This is a genomic window from Streptomyces sp. NBC_01275 (genome assembly GCF_026340655.1).
Classification (GTDB): Bacteria; Actinomycetota; Actinomycetes; order Streptomycetales; family Streptomycetaceae; genus Streptomyces.
This window is the reverse complement of record NZ_JAPEOZ010000001.1, coordinates 7,309,184-7,320,339: the sequence shown is the minus strand read 5'-3', so window position 1 is coordinate 7,320,339 and position 11,156 is coordinate 7,309,184. Positions and strand designations below refer to the sequence as shown.

General features: G+C 71.0%; 7 protein-coding genes. 4 read left to right on the top strand and 3 right to left on the bottom strand.

The window, feature by feature from the left end:
• Nucleotides 1-191 precede the first annotated feature (191 nt).
• Nucleotides 192-1,232 (top strand): acetylxylan esterase, encoded by a 1,041-nt coding sequence (locus OG562_RS32465; protein ID WP_266404333.1) that lies wholly within the window; start codon nucleotides 192-194, stop codon nucleotides 1,230-1,232.
• Nucleotides 1,233-1,510: 278 nt separating this feature from the next.
• Here OG562_RS32465 and OG562_RS32460 read toward each other — a convergent pair whose 3' ends face one another.
• Nucleotides 1,511-2,599, bottom strand: a complete 1,089-nt coding sequence (locus OG562_RS32460) for a lytic polysaccharide monooxygenase (RefSeq protein ID WP_266404331.1) — start codon at nucleotides 2,597-2,599, stop codon at nucleotides 1,511-1,513.
• 360 nt (nucleotides 2,600-2,959) lie between these two features.
• On the opposite strand from OG562_RS32460, the gene OG562_RS32455 reads away from it, so the two are divergent.
• Entirely contained in the window at nucleotides 2,960-3,667 is a 708-nt protein-coding gene (locus OG562_RS32455; protein WP_266404330.1) for an SMI1/KNR4 family protein, read from the top strand.
• 69 nt (nucleotides 3,668-3,736) lie between these two features.
• Here the strand turns inward: OG562_RS32455 and OG562_RS32450 are convergent, their stop codons facing one another.
• Together OG562_RS32450 and OG562_RS32445 are read right to left on the bottom strand one after the other, a co-directional pair.
• A complete protein-coding gene (locus tag OG562_RS32450) occupies nucleotides 3,737-5,272 on the bottom strand; it encodes an ATP-binding protein (RefSeq protein WP_266404328.1) in 1,536 nt (511 codons plus the stop codon).
• Nucleotides 5,269-5,994, bottom strand: coding sequence for a response regulator transcription factor (locus tag OG562_RS32445; RefSeq protein ID WP_266404326.1), 726 nt, complete (start codon nucleotides 5,992-5,994; stop codon nucleotides 5,269-5,271). Before OG562_RS32445 ends, OG562_RS32450 begins: the two co-directional genes overlap by 4 nt.
• A 254-nt stretch (nucleotides 5,995-6,248) precedes the next feature.
• Here OG562_RS32445 and OG562_RS32440 point away from each other — a divergent pair, with 254 nt between their 5' ends.
• A complete protein-coding gene (locus tag OG562_RS32440) occupies nucleotides 6,249-9,944 on the top strand; it encodes a S8 family serine peptidase (protein WP_266404325.1) in 3,696 nt (1,231 codons plus the stop codon).
• 150 nt (nucleotides 9,945-10,094) lie between these two features.
• Nucleotides 10,095-11,096 (top strand): LuxR C-terminal-related transcriptional regulator, encoded by a 1,002-nt coding sequence (locus OG562_RS32435; protein WP_266404324.1) that lies wholly within the window; start codon nucleotides 10,095-10,097, stop codon nucleotides 11,094-11,096.
• The last annotated feature ends 60 nt before the right edge of the window (nucleotides 11,097-11,156 follow it).

Here is an 11,156-nt window from a genome sequence, read left to right as displayed (position 1 = left end):
CTCTGCGGCAACGTAAGGGCACACGGAAAGCGCTGTCAATGGTGTTGCACGGCGGACCGGCGGGACGCGCCACGGCGTTGAAGTCGGCCACGGGTGGGGTAGAACCGAAGAGTTGAGGGTTATCGCCCTCCGCAAATTTCTGGATGACGTACGCAACGATCGATCGCCCACGATTCCTGCGAGGTGTCGCCGTGCCCGCGTTCGACCTGCCCCTGCCGGAGCTGGAACGTCACCGTCCCGACCTCGACGAGCCCACCGACTTCGACGCGTTCTGGAGCGACACCCTGAAGGAGGCCGAGCAGCGGGACCCGCTGGCGTCGGTACGCCCGGTCGACACCGGTCTCCGCCTGACGGAGACCTGGGACGTGACCTTCCGGGGCTTCGCCGGCGATCCGGTGCGGGCCTGGTTCAGCCTCCCCCACTCCCGGCTCCGGTCGAGCCACGGCGACTCCACGGCACACGGGCGGAAGCCGCTTCCGGCCATCGTCGAGTACGCGGGCTACGGACGCGGTCGCGGTCTCCCCCACGAACGGCTGACCTGGGTGAACGCCGGTTACGCGCATCTGCTGATGGACAACCGCGGCCAGGGCGACCAGTACGGCAACGGCGGCGCCACCCCCGACCCGCACGCCACCGCCCCCGGCGGTCCCGGTCCGGCCGTCCGCGGTCTCCTCGCCCCCCACGACCATCACCACCGCCGTCTGATCACGGACGCGGTGCGCGCGGTGTCGGCGGTGCGCGCGCTGCCCGGTGTGGACGCCGCCCGCACGGCAGCCGTCGGCAACAGCCAGGGCGGCGGTCTGGCCCTGGCCGTGGCGGGCCTGGTCCCCGACCTGGCCGCCGTCCTGGTCACCGCCCCGCTGCTGTGCGGCATCCGCCGCGCCCTGGACCTCACCGACGCGGGCCCGTACGGCGAGATCGCCGCCTATCTCTCCGTGCACCGCGGCGCCGAGGCGGCTGCCTACCGCACCCTCTCCTACCTGGAGGGCGTCTCCTTCGCCCGCCGCGCCCACGCCCCGGCCCACTTCGGCACCGGACTGCGCGACACGATCTGCCCGCCGAGCGGCGCCTACGCGGCCTTCAACCGGTACGGGGAGCTGAGCGGGGCGGATCCGCGCAAGGAGATCCACGCCTACCCGTTCAACGGGCACGAGGGGGGCGAGGCCGAGCAGGTGCGGCGGCAACTGGCCTGGCTGGGCGAGGTGTTGGGGGACGGCGCATTCCGGCCTTGATCCCCGTCAGGAGTCAGTTTCCTCCCAACTCGTTTGGCGCCATGGTCCGTTGAGGCGGTACAGTCGTGACGCGGGCTAGCAGACAACGTTGTCTCCGTACTGTCTTCCGTACGACGACGACGGCCTCGGCATCGCCCTCAGTCGCGCTCCCCGCGCCCGTGCACCGTCCGGGCCGGGGTCGCCGGACCGCCCCACTCCCCCGTTGGGGCGGTCCGGCTCGCGGACCCGGTGGGCGCACGGCTCGCTGCCCACCGGGTCCGCCCAGAGCGGGAGTGCGCTCACCCCACTCTGCAGGGAAGGCTCGTGGCGCTGTCACCGCCCGAGCCGGAGACGACGTATCCGAAGGTCGCACTCTGGCCCGGACTCAACGAGCCGTTCCAGTCGGCGTTGTGGACCATCACCGCCTGACCGTTGTAGGTGGCGTTGCCGTTCCACAGGCTGACCACCGACTGGCCGCTGGGCAGCGTCCAGTCGACCATCCAGCCGAGCATGGGGACGTCACCGGAGTTGGTGACGGTCACCTCGGACTGGTAGCCGCCGCTCCAGCTGTTGGTGGTCCGGCGCGTGGCGGTGCAGGCGCCCGGCACGGGCTCGTTCGGGTTGCCCGGTTCGTGGATGCCGGTCACCTCGCCGTTTCCGCCGTCGAAGACGACGTCGGAGCAGGAGTAGAAGGTCTCCGCGCTGTCCGAGCGCTGCCAGACCATGTAGATGATGTGGCGGCCCGACTTGTTCGCCGGGAGCTGTCCGGTCCAGGAGTAGTTGGCCTCGACCGTGCCCGGGGAGCCGTTGAGCGGCGGGTGGTCGACGCTGAGGAAGGGCTGGTCCTCCATGTCCGCCCAGGTGAGCGTCTTGGTGGGGTCGAAGCCGTCCTTGGTGACGTAGACGTAGAACCAACCCGGGTGCGCGGCCCAGGCGTTGTAGGAGAAGTCGACGGTCGCGCCCGAGGTGAGGTGGGTCACCGGCCAGTCGCTCCGGGCGGCGTTGAAGCCGGTGAAGTTGGTGTTGCCGCCGCTGCACAGCTGGCCGTCCGGGACGAAGCCGCGGGTGCGACCGGCGCCGTCGGAGCGCAGCACCGAGAACCAGTTGTAGAACGGCGTGGTTCCGCTGACCTGTTGCGCGTTCTTGCAGGCCGGGTTGACCGGCTTGATCTCACCGGTGTCGGTCAGCGCGTCCTGCCAGCACAGGAACGTGCGGCTGCCGGGTTTCATGGGGGTGCCGTGGGCCTCGGCCTTGCCGCCGGTCGTGACGATCAGACCGAGGGCCGGGACGAGGGCCAGGAGGGAGACGAGGACGAGGAGAAGGGCTCTGGGGCGTAACTTCGACCTCGACTTCGACGCCGAGGATGACATGATCACGTCAGATTGCATGGCGGATGAGTCCGTCCTTCCGTGTACGGACCGGGCGGGTTCGGGGGGTGCGGGTGCGTAGATGTGAAGCGGGAGCGGTCCCGGTCGCCGGCGGGTTCCGGTCCGTCGGTGTGGGAGCGCTCCCACCTCACCTGTGGCGGAAGGTAGCGCCGTACGGCGCACTTGTAAACGACTGACGCACGCCCGACCCGCGCGGGCCGCACCCGACGTGCGAGGGCCGCACCCGGCGGGGTGCGGCCCTGGTGATCGGCGACCTTGGTGATCTGCGGCCTTGGGCGCAGGAGTTCCTTGCCGTAGTCGTTGCCGTTGGGCGTGCGGACCACACAGTGCGCTGTCAGTGCCCGCCCGTACGCTGCGGGCATGGCAGAGGTGAGGGCAGAGGTGAAGACGGCGGAGTTCGACCTCGACGGCGGTCTGACCAGGGCGTTGCGCGGACGCGCGGAGGCCTGGGAGTTCGTCCGGGGCTTCGCCGCTTACTGGGGGTGGCCGTTGGAGCCGGGGGACGGGTGGGACGACGTACGCCTTGGGGAGGTCGAGGGGCGGTTGGGGGTGCGGTTGCCGGCTGCGTTGCGGGAGGCGTACGGGCTGTTCGGGCGGCGGGGGGATCTGACGTGCAACCAGGACGAGTTGCTCGCCCCCGAGGCGCTGTACGTGGAGGACGGCGTCCTCGTGTACCAGGTCGAGAACCAGTCGTGTGCCTACTGGGGCGTCCCCTTGGCCGACCTGGGCCAGGACGATCCCGGGACCGTGGCGCGGCCGGACGCCCCGGGCGCGCGGTGGGAGGCCTGGGAGCCGAGTCTGTCCGTCGCCTGCGTGGCGATGATCATGGCGGAGACGCTGTTCCGGCAGGACGGTTTCACGGACTACGTGGAGCTGGACGAGGACGTCGACCTGGAGGTCCTCGGACTGCGGCGGCTGCCGGACGTGGGGCGCGGGTCGCGCTGGTTCGCCGGTCCCGATGTGCTGATACGGGAGCTGGACGGCGGGTTCGTCTTCGTCCGGGCGCGTACGGAGGCCGCCCTCGACGCCGTGCGGGAGGCCGTGCCCGGGGACTGGCTGGAGGGTTGACGGCCGCGGGGCTCCCCTGTTCGCCCGTCCCGCGGCTCACCCGTCCCGCCCATCCGCCCATCCGCCGGCTCACCTGACGGACGCGCTCGGGCTCCAGGTCAGCGAGTCCGCCTCCGCGCTGTCGGCCACCGCCGGCAGTTCGATGGTGAACTCGGTACGGCCCGGTTCGCTCTGTACGTCGATGCGGCCGCCGTGCGCCGTCGTGATCGCCGAGGCGATGGCCAGGCCCAGGCCGGCGCCGCTGCCCGTGGTGGCGCGGGCGCGGGAGGCGTCGGCCCGGGTGAAGCGTTCGAAGACCGTCGGGAGGAGGGCGGGCGGGATGCCGGGGCCGTCGTCGCGGACCCGGATGACGCAGGTTCCGTCCGCCATGCCGTTCGCACCGCCCCTGGTCTCCACCACGGCCACGACCCGCGTGCCCACCGGGGTGTGCACCCGTGCGTTGGCCAGCAGGTTGGCCACCACCTGGTGCAGACGGGCCTGGTCGCCGAGCACCAGCGGCGGGGAGTCCAGGCACAGCTCCAGCTGCCAGTCGTGGCCGCTGCCCGCGGCCCGCGCGTCCCACACCGCCTCGGCGACCAGCGAGGCCAGGTCCACCTCGGCGGAGTGCAACGGCCTGCCCTCGTCGAGCCGCGCGAGCAGCAGCAGATCCTCGACCAGGCCCGTCATCCGCGCCGACTCCGCCGTGACCCGACGCCAGGCCAGGCCCGGTTCGATGCGGTCGGTGCCGCGGTTCATCAGTTCCGCGTATCCGGCGATGGAGGCGAGGGGCGTACGCAGTTCATGGCTGGCGTCGGCCAGGAAGCGGCGCATCCGCTCCTCGCTCCTGCGCACCCGTTCCTCGCTGCGCTGGCGTTCGGCGAGCGAGGACTCGACGTGGTCGATCATCCGGTTGAGGGCCGCGCCGACCTGCCCGGCCTCGCTGCCGGGGTCGGTGTCGCGTTCGGGGACGCGGGTGAGACCGGCGACCTCGCCGTGGCCGAGCGGGGCGTGCGAGACCTCGACGGCGGTGGCGGCGACCCGGCCGAGAGGGCGCAGCTGACGTCGTATGACCACCGCGCAGACGCAGCCTGCGGCCGTCAGGCCCGCGGCCGCGACGGCCGCCTCGACCATGACCAGGCCGCTGATCATGTCCTGGACGTCGTCCATGGGGAGGCCGGTCAGGACGCGGACGCCGTTGTCGTCGAGCGCGGTGACGCGGTAGACGCCCAGGCCGGGGACCGTCCTGGTGTGGAGGGAACCGTCGGCTGCGATGCCGGACAGCGAGGCGGTCTGGGCTGCCGTCAGGTTCTGCTGCGGGGCGTCCTGGCCGACCGTCGCGGCGGCGAGGACCGTGCCGTCGGCGTCGAGGCGGGCGGCGAGCATCCCGGCGGGGTGGCCGCTCTCGTGGAGGAAGGTCAGGTCCGCTGTCAGGTCCGGGTGGAGCGAGGCTCCGCCCAGGCTGCGCTCGGCGGCGTTGGTGACGCGGTCGTCGAGGTTGCCCAGCAGATAGGCGCGCTGGGCGAAGACGGTGGTGAGGGCCATCGCGGCGCATACGGCGACGAGGACGGCGGTGATGAACAGGAGGAGTCGGGTGCGCAGGGAGCCGCCGCGCAGGCGGGCCCTCATCTCCCGTGCTCCGCGGGCCGGATGGCGTACCCGAGACCGCGTACCGTGTGGATCATCGGCGAGCGGCCCCGGTCGATCTTCCGGCGCAGGCCGGAGATGTACACCTCGACGAGGTTTCCGCCGCCGTCGAAGGCGCTGCTCCAGACGCGGTCGAGGATCTGCGCCTTGCTCAGCACCTGGCGCGGATGCTCCATGAGCAGGCCGAGCAGCTCGAACTCCTTGGCGGTGAGGGCGATCCGGTCGCCGTCGCGGTGCACCTCCCGCGACTCTCCGGCCAGCACGAGGTCGCCCAGGACGCGTACGGAGTCGTCGGCGGGGGTGCGTTCGGCGCCGGCGCGGCGCAGCAGTCCGCGCAGCCGCAGGACGACCTCCTCCAGGGAGAACGGCTTCGTGACGTAGTCGTCGGCGCCGTTCTCCAGCCCGTCGATGCGGTACTCCAGGGCGTCTCGGGCGGTGAGCATCAGGACGGGCAGTTTCGGGTTCTCGTAGCGCAGTCGGCGCAGTACCTGGATGCCGTCGAGGTCGGGCAGCATGCCGTCGAGGACGACGGCGTGCGGGGCGCAGCCGCGGGCCATCTTCAGCGCGCTCTGTCCGTCGGCGGCCGGGTAGGGCCGCCAGCCCGCCTCGGTGACGGCCACGGACAGCACTTCGGTGAGCGCGGGCTCGTCGTCGACGATGAGGACGCGAACCCGTGCGCTTCGGGTCCCGGAGATGCCTGCCATGTCCTGATCCTGTCCCGGTTGGCTGAGAGGACCCTGTGTCCCGGCCGAGCCGCAGCCGTGCGAATCGGCGGGTTTCCGCCTGCGGATTCCTCTCCCGGGTTCGCAGGGTGCGCCAACTGCCCTGACCGAAGGGGGCGTTGGCACGCACCGGCCACGGGAATCCCTTGAGCCGCTGTCGGCCCGGCGTTCACCCTGGTCACGGCTTCCACTCGCCGGGTGGAAGCGTTTCCACGTTCAGGGGAGGACGTCCACCCATGCGAAGACTCCACGCCCTCTGGGCCGTGGCCGGAGCGGCCGGACTGCTCGCGGGAGCGGTCGCGCCCGCCAGCGCCGGTTCCCCGGTCACCACACCCACGCCCGCGCCCGGTTCACCGGTCACCACTGCCCTCACGGGCCCGAGCACCGCCTCCACGCCGCAGACCGTCACCCTCATCACCGGCGACACCGTGTCGCTCACCGCCGGACCGGACGGCAGGTCCGCCGTCGACGTCCGGCGCGGCAAGGGCCGTGAGGCCGCCACCTTCCTGTCCAGTGAGAAGGACGGCGAGGTCAGCGTCCTGCCGTCGGACGCCATCCCGCTGATCCAGGCCGGCCGCCTCGACCCGGCCCTGTTCAACGTCACCCAGCTGGTCAAGCAGGGGTACACGGACGCGAAGACCGGCGCCACCCCGGTCATCGCGACCTACCGCAAGGGCGGCGAGATTCCCCAGGGGGCGCGCAGGACGCTGGCGCTGCCCGGGATCGACGGGGCCGCGCTGAGCGCGAAGAAGTCCACCGCCTTCTGGGCGGACATCGCCCCGGCGCTCGGCACCGAGCCCACCGCGAAGGCCGCGAAGCGACTCGGCGACGGCATCGACAAGCTCTGGCTGGACGCCGAGGTGAAGGCGTCCCTCGAGGTGAGCGTGCCGCAGATCGGCGCGCCCGAGGTGTGGCAGGCGGGCTACGACGGCAGCGGCGTGAAGGTCGCGGTCCTGGACACCGGCGTGGACGCCGGGCACCCGGACCTGGCCGGGAAGATCGCCGGGTCGCAGAGCTTCGTACCGGACGAGACCGTGCAGGACGGCTTCGGCCACGGCACCCATGTGGCGTCCACGATCGTCGGCTCGGGCGCGGCCTCGGACGGCCGACGCAAGGGTGTGGCGCCGGGCGCGGAGCTGCTGGTCGGCAAGGTGCTGGGCGACGACGGTCGTGGCCAGACCTCCTGGATCCTCGACGGCATGGAGTGGGCGGCGCACTCCGGCGCGAAGATCGTCTCCATGTCGCTGGGCGGTACGGCGTCCGGCCCGTCCGACGTGCTCAGTGAGACCGTCGACGAGCTGTCCGCGTCCACCGGCGTCCTCTTCGTGATCGCGTCGGGCAACGCGGGCCCGGGCGAGCAGACCGTGGGCACCCCGGGCATCGCCGACTCGGCGCTGACCGTGGGCGCGGTCGACAAGTCGGACCAGCTGGCGTCGTTCTCCAGCCGCGGCCCGCGCCTCGGCGACTTCGCGGTCAAGCCGGAGATCACCGCGCCGGGCGTGAACATCACGGCGGCCCGCGCCGCCGGCACCGCCATGGGTACGCCGGTCGACGACGACTACACGACGGCGAGCGGCACGTCGATGGCGACCCCGCATGTCGCGGGCGCGGCGGCGCTGGTCGTGCAGGCGCATCCGGACTGGACGGGCGAGCAGATCAAGGAAGCCCTGGCCAGTACGGCGAAGACGCATGCCGACGACTCCGTGTTCGAGCAGGGCGACGGCCGGGTCGACGCGGTGCGGGCCGTCGGGCAGAACGTCTTCGCGACCCCGACGCTGAGCTTCGGCAAGTTCGAGAACGGCGACACCGGCGTCGCCACCAAGGACATCACGTACACCAACACCACCGACAAGGCGGTGGAGTTGAAGATCTCGTCCTCCCTCGCCGATGTCACCTTGGGCGACAGCACGCTGACCGTGCCCGCAGGAGGCACCGCGTCGGTCCCGGTCGGCGTCGACCCCGCGCAGGAGGCGGAGGGCCGATACACGGGCCACATCACGGCGATCGCCGACGGCATCCGGATCACCACGGCCGTCGGCTTCGAGAAGGCCCCGAAGACCTACGACCTCAAGGTCTCGCTCCTCGGCCGCGACGGCAAGGCGCCCACCGGGGGGTCGATCTACACCCTCATGGAGCTGAACGGCGCGATCCCCGACGAGTACGGCTTCCTCGGCACCGGCTGGACCTGGCAGGTTCCGGCCGGCACCTACCACATAGCGACCTGGATCCCGGACCGGGACGGGGGCGGCGTGACCGTCGGGACCTCGGTCGTCGCCAACCCCGAGATCAAGGTGAACGCGGACACCGAGGTCGTCCTCGACGCCCGCAAGGCGGTGGAGATCAAGCCGAAGACGAAGCAGGACTCCGAGTTCAAGGGCTTCAGCACCAATGTGCACCGCGAGGGACCGGCCAACGCCTGGGGGCTCACCTACAGCCAGGGCTTCTGGACCGACCACGTCTATGTGGCGCCGACCCCGCAGGTCACCGAGGGATCCCTGGAGTTCTCCGCCAAGTTCCGGCTGTACGAGAAGGAGTTGACGGCGAGCGTCACCAGCCCGGAGAAGACCGAGCTGTCCTCGCTCTACTACTCGCAGACCTACAACGACTTCCCTCTGAAGATCAGCGGTGACCACAAGGTCCAGGCGGTGGACGCGGGCGGCGGTACCGAGGCCGACTTCGCGGGGCTCGACGTCAAGGGCAAGGTGGCGGTGGTCTCGCTCGGCGCCACGGAGCGGGCCCAGAGCGCTCTGGACAACGCGACCAAGGCCGGCGCGGGTTACCTGATCGCCTACCGCCAGAAGCCCGGTTTCTGGATCGAGGCCGTGGACCGCGCGACCACGGTCCCGTTGATGATCGCCACCGGCGAGGAGGGCGCCAAGCTCACCGACCTGCTGAAGACCGGCAAGAAGGTCAAGCTGAAGCTGAGCGGCACACCGGTCAGCCCCTATGTCTACAACGTGCTCGTCGCGCAGAGCGGCGCCATCTCCGCGAACCAGACCTACAGCATGGACAAGTCCAACACGGTGAAGCGGAAGGCCAGTTACTACGGCGCCACGGCCGGCGAGATCGGCGCGGACACCCTGTACACCTTCCGCCCGTGGCAGCTCTTCGGCGTCGAGAGCAGCGTGTACATGCAGCTGGGCACGGAACGCGACGAGTACTACTACGTCGACCCCGACACCCGTACCTGGCACGTCGTCTATCCGAACTGGAACACGTTCAGGGGCCAGTGGAGCCCGCTGCAGACCTTCAGCAAGGCGGGCACGGCGCCCAGTGAGAACTGGCTGCGTCAGGTCATCCGCCCGGGAACCAGTGAGGAGTACGGTCTCTCCGAACGCACCGGCGACAAACTCACCATGTCGGTGGCGGAGTTGACCGACTCCACGCCGGGCCACTACGGGTACATCGACGGCACGGACAGCACAGCGAAGGGCAAGCTCTACGCGGACGGACAGCTGCTCGGCGACTCGACGTTCGGCGGGTACGGCGTCTTCGACGTCCCGGCGACGAAGGCCTCGTACCGCTTCGACCTGGACGTACAGCGCCGGGCGGCCTGGGCCGAGTACTCCACGAGCACGCACACCGAGTGGACCTTCGCCTCGGCGCACACCGACGCCGAGACGGCGTTGCCGCTGCTCACCGTCGGCATCGCCCCGAAGGGCCTCGACCTCCTCAACCGGGCCAGGAGCGGCCGGGAGCTGGAGATCGGGCTGCCGGTCGCGAACCAGCTGGGAAGCGTGCGGGCGAGCAGCCTGAAGGCCTGGGTCTCCTATGACGACGGCACGTCCTGGAAGGAAGTGAAGGTCAAGAACGGGAAGGCGAAGTTCAAGCCCGCGAAGGGCGCCGAGTCGGTGTCGCTGCGCGTGCGGGCCGCCGACCGCGACGGCAACGGGATCGACCAGACCGTGCTGCGGGCGTTCGGCCTGAAGTAGACGGCCCGACGCAGACGGCCCGACGTACGGCCTGACGCAGACGGCCTGACGCAGACGGCCTGACGCAGACGGCCTGAAGAGGCGGTGCCCGCTCCTTGTCCCGCGCACTAGATCCACAGCCTTAACAAAGATCCTCTACCGTGCCGGGACATGGTGAACACGGCATACGACACAGCAAGTCAGACCCCTGCCGCGAGCCCTTGGTCCGCGGTGGGGGTCTCCGCCTTCGACGAGCTGGTGTACCAGTCGATCCTCCATCAGCCCGACGCGGACGCGGCCGGCTGGGCGCTGTTGACCGGCGCCACCGCGACCCAGGTCCGCGATTCCTGCAACCGGCTGCTCGCGCTCGGTCTGCTGCAACCGCCGGACTCCATGGGCGGGTTACGCGCGGTCGACCCGCGGGTGGCGATCCGCGCGCTGATCCGGCAGCGTGAGACGGAGTCCGAGCTGCTCGCCGCCACCGCCGAGGAGATGGCGACCGCGTACGAGGCGGGGCTGCTGCGGGAGGAGCCGTCCCGGCTGGTCGAGGTGGTCTCCGGGGAGGGCGCCAACGCCGCACGACTGGAAGAGCTGTACGCACGCGCCGAGCACGAGGTGTGCGTCTTCGACACTCCCCCGTATCTGGCCCCGCGCACACCGCAGTTGGACCTCCAGTCCGATCTGCTCAGCCGCGGGATCGTCTATCGCACGGTCTACGCGGCGACCGCCCTGGAGGATCCGGACGTCCTGTTCCACGCCTGGAAAATGGTCGAACTGGGCGAACAGGCCCGGGTGTTGCCCTCGGTGCCGGTCAAGATGCTGGTGGTCGACGGACGTCGGGCGATGCTTCCGCTGACCTCGTCCGAGGCGGGCGGCTACTGCGCGGCGGTCGTACGGCACTCTGCGGTGACCGAGGCGCTGCAGAAGCTCTTCGACCTGGCCTGGCAGCAGGCCACGCCGCTCGGCCGGCCGACCGATGACGGTGAACTCTCCGAGGGCGACCGGACGTTGACCCGACTGCTGGCGGCCGGGATGAAGGACGAGGCCGTGGCCCGCCATCTGGGCGTGAGCCTGAGGACTCTGCGGCGGCGGGTGAGCGACCTGCAGGAGCGGCTGGGGGCGGCGAGCCGGTTCCAGCTGGGGATGCGGGCGGCGCAGCGCGGCTGGGTGTAGGGCGTCAGGGGGTCCGGCACGGCGAAGGGCCGCACCCCCGTCACCGGGGATGCGGCCCTC

Excerpts from the sequence above, each read along its gene's own strand:
- OG562_RS32460 (WP_266404331.1), bottom strand. The coding sequence starts at position 2,599 with ATGCAATCTGACGTGATCATGTCATCCTCGGCGTCGAAGTCGAGGTCG.
- OG562_RS32455 (WP_266404330.1), top strand. The coding sequence starts at position 2,960 with ATGGCAGAGGTGAGGGCAGAGGTGAAGACGGCGGAGTTCGACCTCGAC.
- OG562_RS32450 (WP_266404328.1), bottom strand. The coding sequence starts at position 5,272 with ATGAGGGCCCGCCTGCGCGGCGGCTCCCTGCGCACCCGACTCCTCCTG.
- OG562_RS32445 (WP_266404326.1), bottom strand. The coding sequence starts at position 5,994 with ATGGCAGGCATCTCCGGGACCCGAAGCGCACGGGTTCGCGTCCTCATC.
- OG562_RS32440 (WP_266404325.1), top strand. The coding sequence starts at position 6,249 with ATGCGAAGACTCCACGCCCTCTGGGCCGTGGCCGGAGCGGCCGGACTG.
- OG562_RS32435 (WP_266404324.1), top strand. The coding sequence starts at position 10,095 with ATGGTGAACACGGCATACGACACAGCAAGTCAGACCCCTGCCGCGAGC.